The organism is Coprococcus sp. BIOML-A2 (assembly GCF_009875795.1).
Taxonomy (GTDB): Bacteria; Bacillota; Clostridia; order Lachnospirales; family Lachnospiraceae; genus Coprococcus; species Coprococcus aceti.
Genome location: NZ_WWSI01000003.1, coordinates 37,738 through 60,038, shown reverse-complemented (window position 1 = coordinate 60,038; position 22,301 = coordinate 37,738). Strand labels below are relative to the sequence as shown.

At 43.5% G+C, this 22,301-nt stretch carries 23 protein-coding genes and 1 riboswitch; of the genes, 22 read left to right on the top strand and 1 reads right to left on the bottom strand.

Annotation, left to right across the window (positions count from 1 at the left end; genetic code table 11):
- Positions 1–53 precede the first annotated feature (53 nt).
- On the top strand, positions 54–938 hold the full coding sequence (locus GT575_RS07290; RefSeq protein ID WP_055144502.1) for a phosphatidylserine decarboxylase: 885 nt from the start codon (positions 54–56) through the stop codon (positions 936–938).
- Between the two features lie 113 nt (positions 939–1,051).
- Here the strand turns inward: GT575_RS07290 and GT575_RS07285 are convergent, their stop codons facing one another.
- Positions 1,052–1,426: a metal-dependent transcriptional regulator gene (locus GT575_RS07285; RefSeq protein WP_055144499.1), complete on the bottom strand. Its 375-nt coding sequence runs from the start codon at positions 1,424–1,426 to the stop codon at positions 1,052–1,054.
- A 267-nt stretch (positions 1,427–1,693) separates the two neighbouring features.
- On the opposite strand from GT575_RS07285, the gene GT575_RS07280 reads away from it, so the two are divergent.
- The 21 genes from GT575_RS07280 (at position 1,694) to GT575_RS07180 (ending at position 22,298) form a co-directional block, all read left to right on the top strand.
- Positions 1,694–1,903, top strand: coding sequence for a FeoA family protein (locus GT575_RS07280; protein WP_004851067.1), 210 nt, complete (start codon positions 1,694–1,696; stop codon positions 1,901–1,903).
- Positions 1,904–1,956: 53 nt separating this feature from the next.
- On the top strand, positions 1,957–2,178 hold the full coding sequence (locus GT575_RS07275; RefSeq protein WP_022216503.1) for a FeoA family protein: 222 nt from the start codon (positions 1,957–1,959) through the stop codon (positions 2,176–2,178).
- 131 nt (positions 2,179–2,309) lie between these two features.
- Positions 2,310–4,799, top strand: coding sequence for a ferrous iron transporter B (feoB, locus tag GT575_RS07270; protein WP_161171796.1), 2,490 nt, complete (start codon positions 2,310–2,312; stop codon positions 4,797–4,799).
- A gap of 116 nt (positions 4,800–4,915) precedes the next feature.
- The gene (locus GT575_RS07265) at positions 4,916–5,071 is read left to right on the top strand and encodes a FeoB-associated Cys-rich membrane protein (protein WP_022216501.1); all 156 of its coding nucleotides are present in this window, start codon (positions 4,916–4,918) and stop codon (positions 5,069–5,071) included.
- A gap of 109 nt (positions 5,072–5,180) precedes the next feature.
- A riboswitch (ZMP/ZTP riboswitch) is annotated at positions 5,181–5,276 on the top strand.
- A gap of 112 nt (positions 5,277–5,388) precedes the next feature.
- Positions 5,389–6,102, top strand: coding sequence for an IMP cyclohydrolase (locus tag GT575_RS07260; protein ID WP_022216500.1), 714 nt, complete (start codon positions 5,389–5,391; stop codon positions 6,100–6,102).
- Positions 6,103–6,128: 26 nt separating this feature from the next.
- Positions 6,129–7,307: a phosphoribosylaminoimidazolecarboxamide formyltransferase gene (locus tag GT575_RS07255; RefSeq protein WP_015534899.1), complete on the top strand. Its 1,179-nt coding sequence runs from the start codon at positions 6,129–6,131 to the stop codon at positions 7,305–7,307.
- A gap of 186 nt (positions 7,308–7,493) precedes the next feature.
- On the top strand, positions 7,494–8,312 hold the full coding sequence (locus tag GT575_RS07250) for a tetratricopeptide repeat protein (protein ID WP_161171795.1): 819 nt from the start codon (positions 7,494–7,496) through the stop codon (positions 8,310–8,312).
- 27 nt (positions 8,313–8,339) lie between these two features.
- Complete coding sequence (locus GT575_RS07245) at positions 8,340–9,143, top strand: GTP pyrophosphokinase (protein ID WP_022216499.1); 804 nt, start codon at positions 8,340–8,342, stop codon at positions 9,141–9,143.
- 11 nt (positions 9,144–9,154) lie between these two features.
- Positions 9,155–10,540, top strand: a complete 1,386-nt coding sequence (locus GT575_RS07240) for an RsmF rRNA methyltransferase first C-terminal domain-containing protein (RefSeq protein ID WP_161171794.1) — start codon at positions 9,155–9,157, stop codon at positions 10,538–10,540.
- Positions 10,537–11,304, top strand: a complete 768-nt coding sequence (locus GT575_RS07235; protein WP_015534903.1) for an SDR family NAD(P)-dependent oxidoreductase — start codon at positions 10,537–10,539, stop codon at positions 11,302–11,304. The genes GT575_RS07240 and GT575_RS07235 overlap by 4 nt, the downstream gene beginning before the upstream one ends.
- Before the next feature lie 60 nt (positions 11,305–11,364).
- Positions 11,365–11,934 carry a hypothetical protein gene (locus GT575_RS07230; RefSeq protein ID WP_161171793.1) on the top strand — a complete coding sequence of 190 codons (570 nt, stop codon included), beginning with the start codon at positions 11,365–11,367 and terminating at the stop codon, positions 11,932–11,934.
- Positions 11,935–11,940: 6 nt separating this feature from the next.
- On the top strand, positions 11,941–12,945 hold the full coding sequence (locus GT575_RS07225; protein ID WP_161171792.1) for an RluA family pseudouridine synthase: 1,005 nt from the start codon (positions 11,941–11,943) through the stop codon (positions 12,943–12,945).
- Positions 12,946–13,479: a Holliday junction resolvase RecU gene (locus GT575_RS07220; protein WP_022216495.1), complete on the top strand. Its 534-nt coding sequence runs from the start codon at positions 12,946–12,948 to the stop codon at positions 13,477–13,479.
- A gap of 130 nt (positions 13,480–13,609) precedes the next feature.
- The gene (gene hisZ / locus GT575_RS07215) at positions 13,610–14,860 is read left to right on the top strand and encodes an ATP phosphoribosyltransferase regulatory subunit (protein ID WP_022216494.1); all 1,251 of its coding nucleotides are present in this window, start codon (positions 13,610–13,612) and stop codon (positions 14,858–14,860) included.
- Positions 14,861–14,918: 58 nt separating this feature from the next.
- The gene (gene hisG / locus GT575_RS07210; RefSeq protein WP_022216493.1) at positions 14,919–15,569 is read left to right on the top strand and encodes an ATP phosphoribosyltransferase; all 651 of its coding nucleotides are present in this window, start codon (positions 14,919–14,921) and stop codon (positions 15,567–15,569) included.
- A gap of 109 nt (positions 15,570–15,678) precedes the next feature.
- Positions 15,679–16,971 (top strand): histidinol dehydrogenase, encoded by a 1,293-nt coding sequence (gene hisD / locus GT575_RS07205; protein WP_161171791.1) that lies wholly within the window; start codon positions 15,679–15,681, stop codon positions 16,969–16,971.
- A gap of 37 nt (positions 16,972–17,008) precedes the next feature.
- Positions 17,009–17,611, top strand: coding sequence for an imidazoleglycerol-phosphate dehydratase HisB (hisB, locus tag GT575_RS07200; protein ID WP_015534907.1), 603 nt, complete (start codon positions 17,009–17,011; stop codon positions 17,609–17,611).
- Positions 17,612–17,628: 17 nt separating this feature from the next.
- Positions 17,629–18,903 (top strand): bifunctional phosphoribosyl-AMP cyclohydrolase/phosphoribosyl-ATP diphosphatase HisIE, encoded by a 1,275-nt coding sequence (hisIE, locus tag GT575_RS07195; protein WP_015534908.1) that lies wholly within the window; start codon positions 17,629–17,631, stop codon positions 18,901–18,903.
- An 18-nt stretch (positions 18,904–18,921) separates the two neighbouring features.
- Positions 18,922–21,585, top strand: a complete 2,664-nt coding sequence (gene alaS / locus GT575_RS07190; protein ID WP_161171790.1) for an alanine--tRNA ligase — start codon at positions 18,922–18,924, stop codon at positions 21,583–21,585.
- A 148-nt stretch (positions 21,586–21,733) separates the two neighbouring features.
- Entirely contained in the window at positions 21,734–21,910 is a 177-nt protein-coding gene (gene rpsU, locus GT575_RS07185) for a 30S ribosomal protein S21 (protein WP_004851031.1), read from the top strand.
- A gap of 112 nt (positions 21,911–22,022) precedes the next feature.
- Positions 22,023–22,298 (top strand): YabP/YqfC family sporulation protein, encoded by a 276-nt coding sequence (locus GT575_RS07180; protein ID WP_015534910.1) that lies wholly within the window; start codon positions 22,023–22,025, stop codon positions 22,296–22,298.
- Positions 22,299–22,301: the final 3 nt, after the last annotated feature.

Below are 22,301 nucleotides of genomic sequence, written 5' to 3'. Positions count from 1 at the left end.
AGTAATTTGGCTATACCGGATATACAGAAGCGATGAAGGATGATGTATAAGATATGATAAAGAACAAATATGCAATATACAAAAGATCAAAACATAATGAGTGTGTATCGACACAGGACAGAGTCCTGCGCCTGTTATATGGCAACAGAGCGGGTCGTATGGTGCTGGGATGGCTGATCAGACCAGAGGTGTCAAAGCTTGTGGGAAGATTCATGGACACTGGATTATCCAGAATCATGATCAATCCATTCATTAAGAAAAATGATATTGATATATCTGTGTGTCAGAAGAATGAGTTTGACTCATATAACGATTTCTTCAAGAGAAAGCTGGTGCCGGGAGCAAGGACCATAGATATGACCGATGAAGGTTTTGTGAGTCCATGTGACAGCAGGCTTACGGTATATGATATAGAAGACACAGAACGACAGACTTTCAATATAAAGGATTCAGAGTACACGGTGGCATCCCTCCTCAGGGACAAAAAGCTTGCGAGACACTACAGAGGTGGAAAATTGTGGCTGTTCAGACTGTGTGTCGATGATTATCACAGATACATATATAACGTGTCTGGAAAGCAGTCTGATGTCAGACGTATAGAAGGCTTATATCACACAGTTAACCCTATAGCCAGTGAATATTACGACATTTACAAAGAAAATACCAGAGAGTATTGTCTTATAAGGACGCAGGATGCGGGAACCATCATTGATATGGAGGTTGGAGCACTTCTGGTTGGTCGTATAGTTAACAGGTATGTGGATTCCACGGATGTCAGAAGAGGAGAGGAAAAGGGCTATTTTGAGTTTGGTGGCTCAACAATCATTCTTCTCATCCAGAAGGACAAAGTCGCTCCTTTAGACAGAATAGTTGAAAATTCTAGAAAAGATATTGAGACCAGAGTCAGACAGGGCGAGCTGGTTGGATATGTACGTTAAGAGCAATATTATATATTCCATATAAAACAGGAACAGCGTATAGCTTGCTATGGAGCTATACGCTGTTCCTGTTTTGTTGTTTATCCTGTCTGTGTCAGAACTTATATTCTATGTTATGCATTTGTAGAATTCACATGCCTCTTGATGGCCTCAAAAGTCTCCTGGCTTATAACGTGTTCGATCTTGCAGGCATCCTCGGCTGCGGTCTCTTTTGCAACGCCGAGACTTGTGAACCATGAAGACAGAAGCTGGTGCCTCTCATATATCATCTCTGCAATTTTTTTACCGGCTGCTGTGAGAGTTATGTATCCTGAATCGCTTACTTCTATATAACACATCTCCCTGAGATTCTTCATAGCAACGCTTACACTTGATTTCTTATAGCCAGTCTCGTTGGCAACATCAACGCTTCGGACGACCGGAAGCTTCTGGCTGAGAACGAGAATGGTTTCAAGATAATTCTCTACTGATTCATTCGTGGTCAACATTATTATATATCCCCCTTATATTTAACATTATAAATGTATCTGTATCAATGTAGCAATTATAAATAATATATCATAAATGAATTTTTTATTCAATTTGATAATTGAAATACGAATTTCGACAAATAGGCACTTTTTATCAATAAAAGAGCCGTGTTTTGTTCAATTAGTCCAAAATGATTAATATTATTGACATCTAATTGATGTTAGTATATACTAACCACGATATGAAAATCAGTGGTTTAAGTTGCTAGTTAAGGAGGTGCAATTATGCCATTAACATTTGCAAAACCGGGAGAAGCCAATGTGATCAAAAAGGTTGGCGGGAGAGAGAAAACACGATTGTTTCTTGAAAAGCTGGGCTTTGTTGAAGGCAGTGTTGTAACTGTCGTGGCAGAGAATGCAGGAAATCTTATAGTTAATATCAAAGATTCCCGTGTTGCCATTGATAAAGATATGGCCAGCAAGATACTTGTATAGGTACGATTACATGTATCTGACTGACGACAAAAGTATGTAAAAGGAGTAAGATCATGAGCACATTAAAAGATGTCAAGGTTGGCAGTACTGTCACTGTCAAGAAGATTGCAGGCGAGGGTCCTGTAAAGAGACGTATCATGGACATGGGCATCACAAAGGGTGTACAGGTTTATGTTCGTAAGGTTGCCCCTCTCGGTGATCCTGTAGAGGTTACTGTAAGAGGCTATGAGTTATCAATACGTAAAGCTGATGCTGAGATCATAGAGGTAGAGTAACAGCTTATTTTTTTGTTCATACGTTAGTATATGCTAACATATGATAGAAAAGGCTAATATGAAGTACGCAGACGCCGTGCGTAAGCCCCTTTAAATGCGTCTGCACAATACAATAGGAAAGAGGGTAAACAATGTCAGTAAAGATTGCACTTGCAGGAAATCCTAACTGCGGTAAAACAACATTATTCAATGCTTTAACTGGCGCTAACCAGTACGTAGGTAACTGGCCAGGTGTTACAGTTGAGAAGAAAGAGGGTAAGCTTAAGGGTAACAAGGATGTTATCATAACCGACCTTCCTGGTATCTATTCACTTTCTCCATACACTCTTGAGGAAGTTGTTGCCAGAAATTATCTTATTCAAGAATATCCTGATGCCATCATCAACATTATCGATGGTACTAACATAGAGAGAAACCTTTATCTCTCAACACAGCTTATTGAGCTCGGAATCCCTGTTGTCATGGCTGTTAACATGATGGATCTTGTAAAGAAGAACGGCGACTCCATCAGCATCAAGAACCTGAAGGAAGCTCTTGGATGTGAGGTCGTTGAGATCTCAGCTCTTAAGGGTACCGGTATTGACGATGTTAAAGAGAAGGCTATCGCAGCAGCAAAGTCCAAGACAGCAAATGCAAGAGTTCACAACTTTGATGAGGCTGTTGAGGCTGCAATCGAGAGCGTAAGCACTAAGCTTGACATGGAGGAGAACAGAAAGAGATTCTTCGCGATCAAGCTCATCGAGAAGGATAGCAAGATCATAGAGCAGATGAAGAATGCTCCAGATTGCTCAGCAGAGATCAAGAAGCTTGAGGATGACTTCGATGATGACACAGAGAGTATTATCACAAGTGAGAGATATTCATACATTTCATCAATCATTGACAAGTGTGTAAAGAAGGCTGCAAATGGACAGAAGCTTACAATATCAGATAAGATCGACCGTGTTGTAACAAACCGTATCCTTGCACTTCCTATATTCGTTCTCATCATGTGGCTCGTATATTATATAGCAATGTCAACAGTAGGTGCATGGTGCACAGACTGGACAAATGATAACCTGTTCGGCGATGGTTTCCATCTCTTCGGCATCGGAAGCTCAGCTTATGAAGATGCATCAGGTGACTATGATGCAGCAACAACAGCACTTGATGCATACGGCGTACTCGTAACAGATGACGAGGATGCTGTTGATGTAGATGCCACAAAGGCAGCTATCGAGGCAAACACAAACACAGAGGCAAGCGTTAAGTATGAGATGGAAGATGAGGAGACACTCGATACATACGATATCGATGTATACTACTCAGAGGTTCCAGCAAATGCTGACGAAGAGACAACAAACGCAATGTCATATCTTGATGCAGTTGATTACTTCAACGAGACACAGATGGCAGAGATTGATCCTGCTGATTATGGCGTATTTGTTCCTTCAATCCCAGATCTCATCTCTGCAGGACTTGACAAGATTGGATGTGCAGATTGGTTACATGGACTTATCATCGATGGTATTGTAGCCGGTGTTGGTGCTGTACTTGGTTTCGTACCTCAGATGCTCGTACTGTTCATCTTACTTGCAATCCTTGAGTACTGTGGATATATGGCACGTATCGCCTTCATCATGGACCGTATCTTCAGAAAGTTCGGTCTCTCAGGAAAGTCATTCATACCTATCCTTGTAGGTACAGGTTGTGGTGTGCCAGGTATCATGGCTTCACGTACAATTGAGAATGAGAAAGACCGTCGTATGACAGTCATGACAACAACATTTATACCATGTGGTGCTAAGGTTCCATTTATCGCTATGATCGCCGGTGCTATATTCGGTGGTTCATCAATAGTTGCAACAAGTGCTTACTTTATTGGTATTGCAGCAATTATATGTTCTGGTATAATACTTAAAAAGACAAAGATGTTCGCCGGAGATCCATCACCATTCGTTATGGAGCTTCCACCTTATCATATCCCAACAGTAGGTTCTGTACTCAGAAGTATGTGGGAGCGTGGCTGGTCATTCATCAAGAAGGCTGGTACGATAATCACACTTTCAACAATTGCTGTATGGTTCACAACATACTTCGGATTTGTTGATGGTTCATTCCAGATGCTTGATGAGAGCCAGATCGATTACAGTATCCTTGCAAAGATCGGTAATGCGATAGCATGGATCTTCGTTCCACAGGGCTGGGGCAACTGGCAGGCAACTGTAGCATCTATCACAGGTCTTGTTGCCAAGGAGAACATCGTTGGTACAATGGGTATCCTCTACGGTGGTGGAGATGGTACAGTTTACCAGGCACTTGCAGGCGCATTCACAACAGCAAGCGGATTCTCATTCCTTGTATTCAACCTTCTCTGCGCACCATGTTTCGCAGCTATGGGTGCTATCAAGAGAGAGATGAACAGTGCTAAGTGGTTCTGGTTCGCAATCGGATATCAGTGTGGATTTGCTTACCTTGTAGCACTTGTTGTATACAGAATCGCAGGTCTCTTCACAGGAGCTTGTACATTCGGTGTATGGTCAGTAGTAGCAATTGCACTTGTTGTTCTGTTCTTCTTCATGCTGTTCCGTCCGGATCCAAACAAGAAGGTAAAGACAAGCAAGGAGTTCCTCAACGCTTAACTTTTCATAAGGAGGGACCCACGTAAGTGGGAGGAATCCTTATGAAGCACGCAGACGCCGCGCGTAAGCGCATTTAAATGCGTCTGCTCCATATAATATAAAAGGAGTGGTGACTTATGTCAGAGTATCTTGGTACAATCATTGTGGCAGCCATAATCGTTCTGATGGTGTTCTTCATTGTCAGAGGTATGGTAAAGGATAGAAAAAAGGGCAAACACATATGTGGTGGCGACTGTTCGAACTGTCATGGCGGATGTAGTCACAAGCTCTAAATAAAATAATAGTTGTAGTTTTAAATAGAATGTGCGTCGTAAAAAATTACGGCGCACATTTATTTACAATGTGCTTGCAATAAGGAAGGATTTACTATATTATAAAAACATGTTGGTACACGACTGGCGGAGACAGCCGATGGCTGGTAGGAATTACCTACAGGGAGTGTACTGTTAAGACAAGCCGACCGCCTGGGCAAGCAAATATATCAAGACATGTATTTGTGTGCGCAGGTGGCCGGCTTTCTTTTTTAGGATGCTTTGCAGCATAACATCAGCTCACAGGTACGAGAAAACACATGGAGGTACAACAGAAAATGGAAATGTTATCACTTGAGAAGGAACTTAGCGAAAATGCATATCCAGGACGCGGAATCGTTATCGGTGTGTCCGAGGATGGTAAGAAGGCAGTGACAGCTTATTTCATCATGGGAAGAAGCTCAAACAGCCGTAACAGAGTATTTGTGACAGAGGGCGAAGGAATCAGAACAGAGGCGTTTGATCCATCAAAGCTTGAGGATCCAAGCCTTATCATCTATGCACCTGTAAGAGTTCTTGGCAACAAGACTATAGTTACAAATGGCGATCAGACAGACACTATATATGACGGACTTGACGATGAGCTCACATTTGAGCAGTCACTCAGAAGCAGACAGTTTGAGCCTGACGGCCCTAACTACACACCTAGAATCTCAGGTGTTATGCACATAAAGAATGGTGTGTTCGACTATTCAATGTCCATACTTAAGAGCAACAACGGCAACCCTGCTGCAAATAACAGATACACATTCTCATACGAGAACCCTGTAGCCGGTGAGGGACATTTCATTCACACATATATGCATGATGGCAATCCGCTCCCAAGCTTCGAGGGTGAGCCAAAGTGGGTTAAGATATCCGGTGATATCGATGAGTTCACAGACAAGGTATGGAACAGCCTCAATGAGGACAACAAGGTGTCACTGTTCGTCAGATATATTGACATCGCAACAGGTGAGTATGAGACAAAGATCGTGAACAAGAATAAGTAATTAAAGAATAAAGGAGATATTTGATCATGAACGAGATTCAGTTAAAGTACGGTTGTAATCCAAATCAGAAGCCATCAAGAATATATATGGAGGATGGCAGTGATCTTCCTGTTAAGGTTTTAAACGGCAAGCCTGGATACATCAACTTCCTTGATGCATTTAACGGATGGCAGCTCGTAAAGGAACTCAAGGCGGCAACAGGACTTCCAGCAGCAACATCATTCAAGCATGTTTCACCAGCAGGCGCTGCAGTTGGACTTCCACTTACAGATACACTTGCAAAGATCTACTGGGTAGATGATCTCGGAGAGCTCTCACCACTTGCATGCGCATATGCAAGAGCAAGAGGTGCTGACAGAATGTCATCATTCGGCGATTTCATCGCACTTTCAGATGTATGTGACGCAGACACAGCACGCCTTATCAAGAGAGAGGTATCAGATGGTGTTATCGCTCCTGGATACACAGATGAGGCTATGGAACTTCTTCTTGCAAAGAAGAAGGGAAATTACAACATCATCCAGATAGATGAGAACTATGTTCCTGCTGAGATCGAGAGAAAGCAGGTATACGGTGTTACATTTGAGCAGGGAAGAAATGAGCTCAAGATCGACAAGGATCTTCTGTCAAACTTTGTTACAAAGAACAAGGATCTTCCAGAGCAGGCTGAGATCGATATGAAGATCGCGCTCATCACACTCAAGTATACACAGTCAAACTCAGTATGCTATGTAAAGGGCGGACAGGCTATAGGTATCGGAGCCGGACAGCAGTCAAGAATCCACTGTACAAGACTTGCAGGACAGAAGGCAGACAACTGGTTCCTTCGTCAGTCACCACAGGTTATGGGACTTCAGTTTGTTGACGGACTTGGAAGAGCCGACAGAGACAATGCCATCGACGTATACATGGGTGATGAGTATGAGGACGTTCTTAAGGAAGGCGAGTGGCAGAAGAGATTCAAGGTTAAGCCTGAGGTGTTCACAGCAGAGCAGAAGAAGGCATGGCTTGCGCAGAACACAGATGTTGTCCTTGGATCAGATGCATTCTTCCCATTCTCAGACAATATAGAGAGAGCTCACAAGAGCGGTGTCAAGTACATTGCACAGCCTGGCGGATCAGTTCGTGACGATCTTGTTATCGAGTGTGCTGACAAGTACGATATGGTCATGGTATTTACAGGAATCAGATTATTCCATCACTAATCTGCCAGACCTGTCGGCGTCAGATATTGTATTTATAGAAGAATTGAGAGCGGTTTTGCTGATGAAAATCAGCAAAGCCGCTTTTTTACTTTATATATTTGTTGGATTGTGCTAATATAAAATGATGTATAAACTGCGGTAGCTATGCCGTGTAATAAAAATACTGTGATTCAAAGGAGATAACATATGTCTAGACGTAAACGCAGCATATTTAAAGAGAGAAGAAAGATCAACTATAAACTAATTTTTGCATTGGTGATACTTGCGTGTGTGGCTGTATTGCTGATCTCATACGCTATATCGGCAATAGTGTCACAGAAGGATGAACTTTACGATCAGGGCGTAAAATATTACAAGTCAGGTTCGTATCAGGAGGCAATAGATTCATTTGACAATGCCTTGGCAGAGAATCAGTTGTTCTCAAAGAAAAAGGATCAGAATATAAAGCTGTATCTGGCTGATGCATATCTCAAGAGCGCGCAGTACACAGAGGCCGCAAATACATACAACGAATTGATACAGGATTCATTTACCGGATCAAATGTAAAAGATCTGAAGGAACTGGCAACTGCGCTCAGTGATTTCTCACAGGGAAATTATGGCGGTGCTCTCGATGTGCTTCTGAAGCAGGCGGAGACATATCCGGAGCTTTATATGTACATAGGAACATGCTACGCAGTTACTGATGAGTCCGATAAGATGTTTGAGAGCTATGAAAAATATGTCCAGACATTTGGATTCAACTCGTATGTATATGCCATGTACGGTTCATATTATCTGAATAACGGTGATATGGAGTCTGCGATCGCATATATTACAAATGGACTTGACAGTGGAGACAAGATATACAGAAAAGAGCTCCTGATGCTTGAGATAACATATTATGAGAAGAACGAGGATTACAATAAGGCTTATGAGATAGCGGGACAGCTTGTGTCTGAGTATCCGGATTATGAGAAAGGACAGAAGGAGTATACATTCCTGAGCACAAGAGTGTCACAGTAGTATTTGTATTGGGAGGAGTTATTTTATATGGAGATTCAGCTTTGGAAGGAGATACTGTCTCCTTACGAGCAGGCGGTTGATGAGCTTCTCGTGAAGTTCAACCACATAATAATGCAGTACAAGAGTATGGGAAAGTACTCACCTATAGAGAGTGTGACCGGAAGGGTGAAAACGGTCTCCAGTATTATCGATAAGCTTCAGAAGAAGAATATTCCTATGGACCGGATCGTTGAGGAGATGGATGACATAGCCGGAATCAGGATCATGTGCCAGTTCACCGAGGATATCAGCAAGGTGGTTGAGATTATACGTGGCAGACAGGACATGAGGATACGTGAGGAGAAGGATTATATAGCAAATGCCAAGGCCAGCGGCTATCAGAGCTATCACATCATACTTGATTACGATGTATATACGGTAAATGGATGCACCACCATACAGGCGGAGATCCAGATAAGGACAATGGCGATGAACTTCTGGGCAACCATAGAACATTCATTGCAGTACAAGTACAGGAAGGGAATTCCAGAGGATATAAGGGCGAAGCTCAAGAACGCTGCGGATGCCACCGTTGCACTTGACAGGGAGATGTCATATGTCCGCGGAGAGATCATGGATGCACAGAATTCGTTCAATATCAAGGCGAATATAGTTTCGGAGATCATTGTTAACATCCAGAATCTGTACAAGGTGGGAAATCCAAGAGAGATCCAGAAGATTCAGGATGAGTTTTATTCTATATATAAGAAGGATGATATGGAGCTGCTTGAGAATTTTGCAAAGCAGCTTGACATAATAGCTGAGGGTTACAAGGCCCAGAGCGTAAGATAAAGGAGTTTGTTATGGCTTTACCAAAGGCGTTTGACGAGAGGATCAGAATACAGCTTGGCGATGAATACGAGGATTATATAAAGTGTTTTGACAGTGATATGTATCATGGAATCAGGGTGAATACATCCAAGATATCCGTGGAGGACTTTCTTAAGATAAGTCCTTTCGAGCTGGAGCCTGTGCCGTGGACTAAGAATGGTTTTTACTATGATCACAGGAAGTATACGCCGTCCAAGCATCCATACTATTATGCGGGGCTCTATTATATACAGGAGCCAAGTGCCATGACACCTGCCAGCGTTCTGGATATAGAGGATGGAGATGTGGTACTAGATATATGCGCGGCACCGGGAGGCAAATCCACCGAGCTTGCGGCAAAGCTTAATGGCACGGGAATACTTATATCCAATGATATAAGCAACTCGAGAGCCAAGGCGCTTCTGAAGAACCTGGAACTTTTCGGAATAGGAAACATGTGTGTGGTAAGTGAACCTCCAAATAATCTGTCAAAGGCATTTGAGGGTACATTCGATAAGATACTTATAGATGCACCGTGTTCCGGAGAGGGCATGTTCAGAAAATCTTCATCGATGATGACTGCATGGGAGAACAACGGAACTGAACTTTTTGCCGGACTGCAGAGAGGAATATTAAATGAAGCGTGCAAGATGTTGAAACCGGGCGGAAAGCTGCTTTATTCCACATGTACATTTTCCCCCGAGGAGGATGAGAGGTCGGTGGAGTATCTGCTGTCGATAGATGACAGTATGCATCTTGTGGATTTTCCTAAATATGAGAAATTTGATGACGGCAATCCGGCCTGGGGAGAGACCGGCAATCCTGAGCTTGTGAAATGTTCAAGACTGTGGCCTCATCACGTGAAGGGCGAAGGTCATTTCATAGCTCTGTTTGAAAAGGATCAGGATGACTCATATAGAGGAAACTCAACATACTCGTTCAAGTCGTACAGGCCGGATGAGGATTTCATCGCATTTATAAAGCATGTATCTGAGTCTGCGGGTATAAAGACAGACAGGATAGAGGAAAATAATGGAAGACTTTATTATATATCAGAGGGAATGCCTGATGTTAAGGGACTCAGGCTTTTGAGGCATGGACTGTTCCTCGGTGAGGTCAAGAAGAACAGATTTGAACCGAGTCAGTCACTTGCGATGTATCTCAAGTCAGATCAGTTTGACAATGTTGTGAGTTTTTTGGCGGATGACATAAGGGTCATAAAGTATTTAAAGGGAGAGACCGTCGAGCTGGAAGATGATCAGGATATAGAGAATGGGTATGTGCTTGTCTGCGTGGATGGATATCCGCTCGGGTGGGCCAAGAACAACAGAGGAGTATTAAAAAACAAATATTTATCGGGATGGAGGATGATGTCATGAGAAAGGTAGCGATAATCACAGGAGCATCTTCAGGGATTGGAAGAGAATTTGCACTTCAGATAGCACAGCGATACAGGACAATCGACGAGATATGGCTTATAGCAAGGAGAAAAGACAGGCTTGCTGAGGTTAAGACCGAGATAAACGCGGTAAGTGGAAAGCTTGTAAGGATACTTGCGCTTGACCTAACCGATGAGACTGATATCAAGTTCTACAGAAATCTTCTTGAGAGACAGGCTCCATCAATAAGAGTACTTGTAAATGCAGCTGGATACGGAATAGCAGGCCATTTTGAGAATATGACAGTGGACGACGTGACTGGAATGTTGAATCTCAACTGCAGGGCGCTGGCTGCCATAACACATATATCTCTGCCATATATGTCAGGCCCTTCAAATATAATCAATCTTGCTTCATCTGCAGCTTTTCTGCCTCAGCCATCATTTGCTATATATGCGGCATCCAAATCAATGGTGCTGAGCTTTTCAAGAGCACTTAACAGAGAGCTTGAGGAAAAGGGGATAACTGTTACGGCTGTCTGCCCGGGACCTGTCAAGACAGAGTTCTTCGATGTTGCGCAGAAGTACACAAAGTCCAAGCCGTATAAGATGATTCTAAGAGCAGATCCTGTGAAGGTTGTAAAAAAGGCACTGTTTGACGCGTATTATATGAGCGATATATCGGTGTATTCGCCGCTTATGAAGGCGTTCAGACTTGTGAGCAAGTACCTGCCTCACAGTTTGCTGATCAGATTTATGAAGTAGATATATGGGCTGCAGGCGGACATAGCTCTACAGCCAGACCAGAGATAAATGGAGGATGATATGGAAAAAGGACAACACGGATACATGAACAGGCATAAGAGAAATGTTCTTATAAGTATCATTGTACTTGGATTGTTTGTTATAGCCGGAGTATTCTTTACTGTGGCTATGTTTGACACAAGAAAGACTGTATTTATAGTCATACCGATACTCGTCGCCCTGCCGCTTGCAAAACAGCTTGTGGCATACATAATGTGTGCAGGGTTCAAGGAACTCACGAAGGATGAGTACGCTAAACTTGAGAAGTTATCATACTTTGGAGATCTGTCACTTGTATATGATGTGTCGATAAGCAGGTACGAGGGAATAGTGTATTTCCCTGCTGCGGTCATAAGAGATGGCAGAATGCTGTTTTACTACAATGGTGGATATGGCAAAAAGATACCTGATGAGGCAGCGCTCAAGAAGATCATTACAGAGGCTCTGGCAGACCAGAAAAAATATGTTGTGATCATAGCCACAGACATTGATGGTTTTGTGGCAAAGGCCGAGAAGATCAAAGCACCTTCAGATGAATTTGTCGGTGCCGATGAGAAGATCAGAAACAGATTATATGAGCTGGGAATATAGACAAAAATGAGAGAGATAGTTATTTCAAAGAACGAAGCCGGCCAGAGGCTTAACAAGCTGGTCATGAAGTACCTTAACAAGGCTCCTTCAAGCTTCGTCTACAGGATGATAAGAAAGAAAAACATAAAACTTAATAACGGCAAGGCGGTTGGAAATGAGATCGTGTATGTTGGAGATGTGATACAGCTCTATCTGTCGGATGAGACCATAGAATCATTCAGGGATGACAGCGTGAGAGCCGGTGCTTCCACAGGTGGAAACAGGTTTAAACCGGAGATCATATATCACGACCACAACATACTTATAGTCAATAAGCCGGCGGGTGTATTGTCACAGAAGGCATCGAAGGACGATTACTCGATCAATGAGAGTGTCATCGATTATCTGCTTGACAATGAGTATATAACTGAGACTCAGCTCAGAACCTTCAAGCCTTCTGTATGCAACAGGCTGGACAGGAATACCTCCGGCCTTGTTCTGTGTGGAGTGTCACTTATGGGAAGTCAGGAGCTTTCGAGGATCATAAGGGAGAGACGCATAGACAAATATTACTACACCATAGTCAAGGGAAATATGACAGAGACGCAGGATATTATGGCATATCTCGTGAAGGATGATAAGAAGAACACTGTGACAATACGTGACAGCGTGGAGGAGATACGCAGGGCTGCCGGGGACTTGGGCTATGATAAGATCCACACCATATTCCAGCCGGTCAGAACAAATGGAAAATATACAGAGCTTAAGGTAAAGCTCATAACGGGTAAGACTCACCAGATAAGGGCACAGCTCCAGCACATGGGGTATCCGGTGATCGGTGACCAGAAGTATGGTGACAGGGAGACAAACATACATTTCAGACAGACATACAAGCTTAGAAACCAGATTCTGCACTGCGGCGAGGTGGAGTTTACCGATGTTGTCGGTGGACTGGATTATCTGACGGGCAAGAGCTTCTCAGCATTCAAGCCTGATATGTATAAAAGAATAGAAAAGGATTTGTTTGAATAGATGGCTACATGGAATTCGCGAGGGCTTCGTGGCTCCACACTGGAGGATATGATAAACAACACAAATGAATATTACAGACAGAAGAACCTCGCGCTGGTCCAGAAGATCCCGACACCTATCACGCCGATAAAGATTGACAAGGACAGCAGCCAGATCACCCTGGCGTATTTCGAGAAGGATTCAACCGTCGACTATATAGGTGTTGTCCAGGGAGTTCCGGTATGTTTCGATGCAAAGGAATGTGCCACTGATACATTTACAATGCGTAACATTCATGAGCATCAGATAAGGTTCATGGAGGATTTCGAGAGACAGAACGGTGTAAGCTTTCTTATCATAATGTTCTCCGGACGAAATGAACTGTATTATATGAGATTCGAGGAGCTTAAGGGGTATCTTGAGAGAGTCCAGAATGGGCATGCCAACAACTTCAAGTACAATGAACTTGATCCCAATTTCTTTATAAGAGCCAAGGGTGGTGCATTGGTACATTATCTTGAACCTCTAAGCAGGGATCTTGATGATAGAGGTTGACAAATACAATCCGCTTTAATATAATGTGCACGTTGACATGCTACCAAAGTAGCAAATTACCACTTTAATGCGATAAAGCAAAAAAAGAACGTGAAGCATGGCAAAGTTTAATTGACAAGGAGATATGATTATGCAGGACAAACTGTTACAGACCCCGGATGGAGTGAGAGACACCTACGATGTAGAATGTAAGAAGAAGAGAAAGGTTATGCATGAACTCCATCATATTCTGGAGTTATACAGCTATCACGATATAGAGACACCTACATTTGAGTTTTTTGATATATTTAACAGGGATAAGGGTTCAGCACCTTCCAATGAGATGTACAAGTTCTTTGACAGGGACAACAATACTTTGGTGCTCAGGCCGGATATAACACCTTCAATAGCGAGATGTGTTGCAAAATATTATGCAGATGAGGAGCTTCCTGTCAGACTCTGCTATACAGGCAATACCTATACAAACACACTCAAGCTTCAGGGAAAACTCAAGGAGGTCACACAGATCGGTGCCGAGCTTGTAAATGATGATTCATCCGCTGCTGACGCTGAGATAATCGCAACTGTGATAGACTGCTTCAACGAGATCGGGATCAGTGATTTCCAGATAGAGATAGGCCAGATAGACTACTTCAAGGGTCTGGTTGCTGAATCTGGTATCAGTGAGGACGAGGAGGATCAGATAAAAGAGTACATCCATATCAAGAACTTTTTCGGACTTGAGGAGTATGTGGATGCACTTGATATAAGTGACTCTCTTAAGAAAGCATTTGTTGCATTTGATTCTCTGTTCGGCGGAATATCCATGCTTGACAAGGCTGAGGGATATGTGTCAAATGAGACATCACTTGAGGCTGTGAAGAGGCTCAGAAGAGTATATGCAGCCCTTGAGTGCTACGGATATCAGGATCACATAAGCTTTGATCTCGGTATGCTTGACGGATACAACTATTATACAGGAATCATATTCCGCGGATATACTTATGGAACCGGTGATGCTGTTGTCAAGGGCGGCCGTTACAATAATCTTCTCAAGCAGTTTGGAAAGGATGCACCGTCTATCGGTTTTGCCTTCACTGTTGAGGAGCTCATAATGGCCATGAACAGACAGAATATAGACATAGATGTGGATTATTCAAACACGATCATCCTCTATGATATAGAGAATCAGGGCAAGGCTATCAAGGCCGGTATGAAGCTCAGAAGTGAGGGACGCAAGATAGAGCTCATAAGAAAGTCACAGAAGAAATCGGTTGATGACTATATCGAGTATGCGGGTAGAGAGCATTTCTCAGGCCTTATATATTTTGAACAGTCAGGCGATGCGGTGGCATACGATCTGATAAGCCGATCACACTCCAAGTGGGATGGCAATTTATAGAAGAAACTTTTACGGCTTGATTGAGAATAGATTGAATTAGATGAAAGGTTATGGAGAGATGAGATATTTAACATTTGCCCTTGCTAAGGGGCGACTTGCAAAAAAGACACTTGCGCTGCTTGAACAGATAGGTATAACATGTGAGGAGATGAAGGATCCCGACACAAGAAAGCTTATATTTGTGAACGAGGAGCTTAAGATGAAGTTCTTCCTGTCAAAGGCCACAGATGTTCCTACTTACGTAGAATATGGTGCGGCCGATATAGGCGTTGTAGGTAAGGACACAATACTTGAGGAGGGAAGAAACCTGTATGAGGTCATGGATCTCGGTTTCGGAAAGTGCCGCATGTGTGTATGCGGACCGGCATCTGCCAGAGAGCTTCTCAAGAAGAATGAGATCATAAGAGTTGCAAGTAAGTATCCGGTGATCGCAAAGGATTACTTCAACAACCGTAAGCACCAGACAGTTGAGATAATCAAGCTCAATGGTTCAGTGGAGCTCGCTCCTATAGTTGGACTTTCAGAGGTGATCGTAGATATAGTTGAGACAGGAAGCACACTCAGGGAGAACGGACTTGAGGTGCTTGAGGAAATTTGTCCACTCTCAGCCCGCATGGTTGTGAACCAGGTAAGTCTCAAGATGGAGAATGAGAGGATACACAAGCTGTTGGAAGATCTCAACAGACTTATAAAGGAAGAGAACAAGTAGCATATATAGATGATATAATGAGCGCAAGTGAGCCATGCGCAGGTCATCGCGCTCACGCACGACGACCTATAATATAACAAATTGATAATCACACGGAGGCATAACAGAGATGAGAATCGTAAAGCTTAATGCAGAGACAAAGAAGGATCTTCTGAAGAATCTTCTGAAGAGAAGTCCAAGTAATTTCGATAACTATGCAGAGACTGTACAGGAAATAGTTGACGATGTGAGAGATAACGGCGATGCCGCACTCTTCTCATACACAAAGAAGTTCGACAAGGCAGATATAACAGCAGAAAATGTCAAGGTTACACAGAAAGAGATAGACTACGCATATACACAGGTCAGCCCTGAGCTCCTTGACGTTATCAGAAAAGCCAAGAAGAACATTTGGGAGTACCATGAGAAGCAGAAGCAGTATAGCTGGTTTGACTCCAAGCCAAATGGAACTCTTCTCGGACAGAAGGTTACAGCACTTGCATCTGTAGGTGTCTATGTTCCGGGTGGAAAGGCTGTTTACCCTTCATCAGTTCTGATGAATGTTATGCCGGCAAAGGTTGCAGGCGTTGAGAAGATAGTCATGACAACTCCATGTAATGCTGAGGGTGAGGTGTACGCCACAACACTCGTTGCAGCAAAGGAAGCAGGAGTGGATGAGATATACAAGGCAGGCGGCGCGCAGGCCATAGCTGCCCTTGCATACGGAACAGAGTCAGTACCTAAGGTTGACAAGATAGTTGGCCCTGGAAACATATTTGTCGCTCTTGCAAAGCGTGCCGTATACGGACATGTCAGCATAGATTCCATAGCCGGCCCATCAGAGGTAATGGTACTTGCCGATGAGACTGCCAATTCTAGATACGTGGCTGCAGATCTGCTGTCACAGGCAGAGCATGACGAGATGGCATCAGCCATACTTGTGACCACATCAGAGGAGCTTGCCGAGAAGGTATCAGTTCAGGTTGACAAGTTCATCGATGAGCTTTCAAGAAAAGAGATAATGAGAAAGTCTATAGACAATTATGGATATATTCTTCTTGCAGACAACATGAGCGATGCCATAGATGCTGTCAACGACATTGCATCAGAGCATCTCGAGATCGTCACAGCCAATCCATTTGACGTGATGACAAGAGTGAAGAATGCTGGAGCTATATTTATCGGAGAATACTCATCAGAGCCTCTTGGAGATTACTTTGCAGGCCCTAACCATGTACTTCCAACAAACGGTACAGCAAAGTTCTTCTCACCGCTTTCAGTAGACGATTTCATCAAGAAATCCAGCATAATCTACTATTCAAGAGAGGCACTTGAGGCAGTTCACACTGACATTGAGGCATTTGCCAAGGCTGAGCAGCTCACAGCACATGCTAATTCAATAGCAGTAAGATTTGAAAAATAAGACATAATGATATAGAATATGGGAAGGAGACAGGGATATGGCAGAGAAAGCAGCTAGAATCGCCAAATGTACAAGAACGACAAACGAGACAGACATAACCCTCGAGTTTAATATAGATGGAAAAGGACAGTCAAAGATCGACACAGGAATCGGTTTCTTTGACCACATGCTCACAAGTTTTGCGAAGCATGGTTTCTTTGATCTCAACGTTACAGTCAAGGGAGATCTGTATGTGGATTGTCACCACACCATTGAGGATGTGGGAATTGTGCTGGGCAAGGCCATCAAGGAGGCTCTTGGAGACAAGAAGGCCATCAAGAGATTTGGCAATTTCTTCCTGCCGATGGACGAGACTCTCGTAATGTGTGCCATAGATCTGTCGGGAAGACCATATCTTGTCTATGATCTGAACCTCCGCACAGAGAGGGTTGGATACTTCGACACACAGATGGTCAAGGAATTCTTCTATGCAGTATCATACGCTGCTGAGATGAATCTCAATATTAAGCAGTTCTCAGGGGAGAACGATCACCACATCATAGAGGCCGCATTCAAGGCATTTGCGAAGGCTCTTGATGAGGCGACAACTTATGACAGAAGATTAAACGGAAAGGTGCTTTCTACCAAGGGCACACTTTAAGGAGGTGCTGGTTCACTATGGATAATGATATGATCTGCAAAAAGATAATTCCATGTCTGGATCTGAACAATGCGGTCGAGATGGCAAAATATTACAATGATGCCGGAGCTGATGAGATAGCTTATTTTGACAGCAAGGCAACAAAAGATGGCAGAGAACCCAATGTTGCCATTATAAGACAGATATGTGACAGTGTTGATATTCCACTTATTGCCTGTGGCGGTGTGAGGGAGCTTGAAGATGTCAAGAAGCTTCTGTATGCAGGTGCATCCAAGGTATGTATGAAATCTGCGGCGCTGAACACGCCGGAGCTTGTCACTGAGGCTTCTGACAGATTTGGTTCAGAGCGAATAATCTGTACTATAGATCTTAGTGAGTGTGATGATCCTGTCGGATATGCCAGAAAACTGAAGACGCTTGGAGCGGGAGAACTTCTGCTGCTTCACAACAACATGGTGCCGGAATATCTGGATATAGTAAAATCCATAAGAGAAAATGTTGCACTTCCTGTTATAGTTTCTACCTATTCCACTAACGGGGAAGCTGTGGCAGAGATGCTCAATGAGACAAATGCTGAATCAATTTCTCTGTACAATCTCCAGAAGATGGATATAATGGAGATTAAACAGCATTGCCGTGAGGCAAATATAGATGTGGATCTGTTTGAATCGTCCATGCCTTTTGAGGCGTTCAAACTCAATTCGGATGGACTTATTCCATGTGTTACACAGCACTATAAGACCGGTGAAGTGCTCATGGTCGCTTATATGAACAAGGAGTCGTATGAGAAGACCATCAGAACAGGACGCATGACATACTGGAGCCGCAGCCGCAATGAGCTGTGGACCAAGGGTGATACATCCGGTCATTATCAGTTTGTCAAGTCTCTTACGATAGACTGTGACAAGGACACCATACTTGCCAAGGTGTCACAGATAGGAGCTGCGTGTCATACAGGCAGCCGTACTTGTTTCTTTACAGATCTGGTGAGAAAGGAGTACAATGATACCAATCCTATGAAGGTATTCGAGGAGGTATACAATACCATACGCGACAGAAAGGATCAGCCAGGAGATGATTCTTATACCAATTATCTGTTCGGCAAGGGTATTGACAAGATCCTGAAGAAGGTCGGTGAGGGAGCTACGGAGATAGTCATAGCTGCCAAGAATCCTGATTCAGAGGATATAAAATATGAAATATCTGACTTCCTTTATCATCTCATGTGTCTGATGGTAGAGAGAGGAATCAGCTGGAAAGATATTACAGAAGAACTGGCTGACAGAAGATAGAGTGGAGGATATTAGACAATGCAAAATTATGGCGTGAACGAACTGAGAAAAATGTTCCTGGAATTCATGGAGAGCAAGGGTCATCTTAGAATGAAGAGCTTTTCACTTATTCCACACAATGACAACAGCTTACTGCTGATCAATTCAGGTATGGCACCACTTAAGCCTTACTTTACAGGTCAGGAGGTACCACCTAGAAGACGTGTGACAACATGTCAGAAGTGTATCAGAACAGGAGATATCGAGAATGTAGGTAAGACAGCCCGTCATGGTACATTCTTTGAGATGCTGGGTAATTTCTCATTTGGCGATTATTTCAAGCATGAGGCTATATCATGGACATGGGAGTTCCTCACAGAGGTTGTAGGACTTGACAAGAACAGACTCTATCCATCGGTTTATCAGGATGACGATGAGGCATTTGATATATGGAATAAGGAGATTGGTGTCGATGCTGACCGTATATTCAGATTCGGCAAGGAGGACAACTTCTGGGAGCACGGAGCTGGTCCTTGTGGTCCTTGTTCAGAGGTTTACTATGACAGAGGCGAGAAGTATGGCTGCGGTAAGCCTGGCTGTACTGTAGGCTGTGACTGTGACAGATACATGGAGGTTTGGAACAACGTATTTACACAGTTCAACAATGACGGACACAACAACTACACAGAGCTTGAGCAGAAGAACATAGATACAGGTATGGGTCTTGAGAGACTCGCAGTTGTTGTTCAGGATGTTGATTCTATATTTGATGTTGATACGATCAAGGCTCTCCGCGACAAGGTATGTGAGATGGCAGGCGTGGAATATGAGACAGATCATGAGAAGGATGTATCGATCAGACTTATAACTGATCATATCCGTTCAGTTACATTCATGACATCAGATGGTATCGTTCCATCGAACGAGGGCCGTGGTTATGTTCTTAGACGTCTTCTCAGACGTGCTGCAAGACACGGAAGACTTCTCGGCATCAAGGGCAAGTTCCTGTCAGAGCTTGCAAAGACAGTTATCGAGGTGTCAGAGGATGCATATCCTGAGCTCAGTGAGAAGAAGGAATATATCTTCAATAAGATAGACAAGGAAGAGGAGAGCTTCAATAAGACCATAGATACAGGTCTTGCGATCCTCAAGGATTATATAGACGAGACTAAGGCTGCAGGTGAGAAGGTTCTCTCAGGTGACAAGGCATTCAAGCTCTATGACACCTATGGATTCCCTCTTGATCTCACAAAGGAGATCCTCGAGGAGGAGGGGATCGAGGTTGATGAGGACAGATTCACCGAGTGCATGAATATCCAGAAGGAGACTGCAAGAAAGGCCAGAAAGACCACAACATACATGGGTGCAGACGCAACCGTATATGAGCAGCTTCCTGTTGACATGACATCTGAGTTTGTCGGATATGACAAGCTGACATACAAGTCAACTATATCAGCCATCACAACAGAGGTTGGTGAGGGTGATGATAAGAAGTCAGTTCTTGCAGATACTGTATCTGAGGGAGCACAGGCTTCAGTTATAGTTCCTGAGACACCTTTCTACGCTACCATGGGTGGTCAGATCGGTGATAAGGGAATCATCAAGACAGAGAACGGTACATTCGTTGTTGAGGATACTGTCAAGGTTGTAGGCGGCAAGATCGCACATATCGGTTATGTTGAGTCAGGTGAACTCAATGTTGGTGATGAGGCAGAACTCACAGTTGATGCTGAGAACAGAGCACTCATATGTAACAACCATTCCGCAACACATCTTCTTCAGAGAGCACTCAAGATGGTTCTCGGAGATCATGTAGAGCAGGCAGGTTCACTCGTTGAGCCGGGAAGACTGAGATTTGACTTCTCACATGATCAGGCGATGACTAAGGAAGAGATCAAGAAGGTTGAGGATATTGTAAATGAGCAGATCCAGCTCGATATACCTGTATGCACGGATGTAATGTCTGTAGATGAGGCTAAGGAGACCGGAGCCATGGCTCTGTTTGGTGAGAAGTATGGTGAGAAGGTCCGTGTGGTATCAATGGGAGACTTCTCAAAGGAGCTCTGCGGTGGTACACATGTTGCCAGCACAGGAGCTATAAAAACATTCAAGATCATATCAGAGGCCGGTGTGGCCGCAGGTACAAGACGTATCGAGGCACTTACATCTGTCGGAGCACTTGATTACTACAGAAATGTAGAGCAGGAGCTCATGGATGCTGCAAAGGCAGCTAAGACTGATATCTATGGTGTGGCATCGAGAATAGAACAGCTTCTTGCAGAGGTTAAGGAACTTACGAATGAGAATAAGAAGCTCAAGGATAAGATGGCAAAGGAGGCAGCTGGAGACGTTCTTTCAAGTGCTATAGACAAGGACGGAATCAAGATCCTGACAGCGGCTATCCCGGATACAGATATGAATTCACTGAGAAACCTCGGAGATGATTTCAAGAGCAAGCTTGGTGACAGCGTTGTTGTTCTTGCATCTGCAAAGGATGGCAAGGTAAATCTCATTGCCATGGCTACAGACGGCGCAGTTGCTAAGGGAGCCCATGCCGGTAATATCATCAAGGCTGTGGCTGGCCTTGTAGGTGGTGGCGGCGGTGGTCGTCCTAACATGGCTCAGGCCGGTGGAAAGAATCCTGACGGAATCGAGGCAGCTCTTGCCCATGCGGTTACAGAGGCTCAGAATCAGATAGCTTAAGGTTTCGTGACAGATATTTTATTAATTTGTCATTTTCCTGTTGACGATTAGGAATTTTATGTATATAATACATTTTGTGCTTAAAAATACCCAATCAGTTGTTATTTGGTAGCATAATTTTACAACTGGAGGGAGGTCAGGTGAGAGAATGTCAAGTGTAATAGTTAAAGAGAACGAAAACTTAGATAGCGCTCTTCGCAGATTTAAGAGAAATTGTGCGAAGGCTGGTATTCAGCAGGAGATTCGTAAGAGAGAGCATTACGAAAAGCCTAGTGTAAAGCGTAAGAAGAAGTCAGAGGCAGCTAGAAAGCGCAAGTACAAATAAATCATAGTATATATATTTGATTTTAAATTGATTTCTAAGAGTACCGAGTTTATTCGGTACTCTTTTTTTATGTGTATTCATATAATGTTCCAAAAGCGTTATGGTGGTATTCATGAAAGACAGAGCGAAAAAAGTTATAGCATTTGAACCTCCGTGCTGGTGTCCGGACTCGGCGGGAACGACCTCCAGACTCACCATGTTCAACAATGATGAGCTGGTGATAGAGAATTTCAGACATGTGATCTACTCTGACGACGAGAGAGTGTCTGTTAAGACCCGGAAAGGGATATTGAATATATATGGGGAAAGATTACAGATCGCTTACTACGCATCCTATGAAGTGAAAATATGCGGTTCGATAAACAGTGTAGATTGGCTGACAGTGTGACTG

Excerpts from the sequence above, each read along its gene's own strand:
- GT575_RS07290 (WP_055144502.1), top strand. The coding sequence starts at position 54 with ATGATAAAGAACAAATATGCAATATACAAAAGATCAAAACATAATGAG.
- GT575_RS07285 (WP_055144499.1), bottom strand. The coding sequence starts at position 1,426 with ATGTTGACCACGAATGAATCAGTAGAGAATTATCTTGAAACCATTCTC.
- GT575_RS07280 (WP_004851067.1), top strand. The coding sequence starts at position 1,694 with ATGCCATTAACATTTGCAAAACCGGGAGAAGCCAATGTGATCAAAAAG.
- GT575_RS07275 (WP_022216503.1), top strand. The coding sequence starts at position 1,957 with ATGAGCACATTAAAAGATGTCAAGGTTGGCAGTACTGTCACTGTCAAG.
- feoB (WP_161171796.1), top strand. The coding sequence starts at position 2,310 with ATGTCAGTAAAGATTGCACTTGCAGGAAATCCTAACTGCGGTAAAACA.
- GT575_RS07265 (WP_022216501.1), top strand. The coding sequence starts at position 4,916 with ATGTCAGAGTATCTTGGTACAATCATTGTGGCAGCCATAATCGTTCTG.
- GT575_RS07260 (WP_022216500.1), top strand. The coding sequence starts at position 5,389 with ATGGAAATGTTATCACTTGAGAAGGAACTTAGCGAAAATGCATATCCA.
- GT575_RS07255 (WP_015534899.1), top strand. The coding sequence starts at position 6,129 with ATGAACGAGATTCAGTTAAAGTACGGTTGTAATCCAAATCAGAAGCCA.
- GT575_RS07250 (WP_161171795.1), top strand. The coding sequence starts at position 7,494 with ATGTCTAGACGTAAACGCAGCATATTTAAAGAGAGAAGAAAGATCAAC.
- GT575_RS07245 (WP_022216499.1), top strand. The coding sequence starts at position 8,340 with ATGGAGATTCAGCTTTGGAAGGAGATACTGTCTCCTTACGAGCAGGCG.
- GT575_RS07240 (WP_161171794.1), top strand. The coding sequence starts at position 9,155 with ATGGCTTTACCAAAGGCGTTTGACGAGAGGATCAGAATACAGCTTGGC.
- GT575_RS07235 (WP_015534903.1), top strand. The coding sequence starts at position 10,537 with ATGAGAAAGGTAGCGATAATCACAGGAGCATCTTCAGGGATTGGAAGA.
- GT575_RS07230 (WP_161171793.1), top strand. The coding sequence starts at position 11,365 with ATGGAAAAAGGACAACACGGATACATGAACAGGCATAAGAGAAATGTT.
- GT575_RS07225 (WP_161171792.1), top strand. The coding sequence starts at position 11,941 with ATGAGAGAGATAGTTATTTCAAAGAACGAAGCCGGCCAGAGGCTTAAC.
- GT575_RS07220 (WP_022216495.1), top strand. The coding sequence starts at position 12,946 with ATGGCTACATGGAATTCGCGAGGGCTTCGTGGCTCCACACTGGAGGAT.
- hisZ (WP_022216494.1), top strand. The coding sequence starts at position 13,610 with ATGCAGGACAAACTGTTACAGACCCCGGATGGAGTGAGAGACACCTAC.
- hisG (WP_022216493.1), top strand. The coding sequence starts at position 14,919 with ATGAGATATTTAACATTTGCCCTTGCTAAGGGGCGACTTGCAAAAAAG.
- hisD (WP_161171791.1), top strand. The coding sequence starts at position 15,679 with ATGAGAATCGTAAAGCTTAATGCAGAGACAAAGAAGGATCTTCTGAAG.
- hisB (WP_015534907.1), top strand. The coding sequence starts at position 17,009 with ATGGCAGAGAAAGCAGCTAGAATCGCCAAATGTACAAGAACGACAAAC.
- hisIE (WP_015534908.1), top strand. The coding sequence starts at position 17,629 with ATGGATAATGATATGATCTGCAAAAAGATAATTCCATGTCTGGATCTG.
- alaS (WP_161171790.1), top strand. The coding sequence starts at position 18,922 with ATGCAAAATTATGGCGTGAACGAACTGAGAAAAATGTTCCTGGAATTC.
- rpsU (WP_004851031.1), top strand. The coding sequence starts at position 21,734 with ATGTCAAGTGTAATAGTTAAAGAGAACGAAAACTTAGATAGCGCTCTT.
- GT575_RS07180 (WP_015534910.1), top strand. The coding sequence starts at position 22,023 with ATGAAAGACAGAGCGAAAAAAGTTATAGCATTTGAACCTCCGTGCTGG.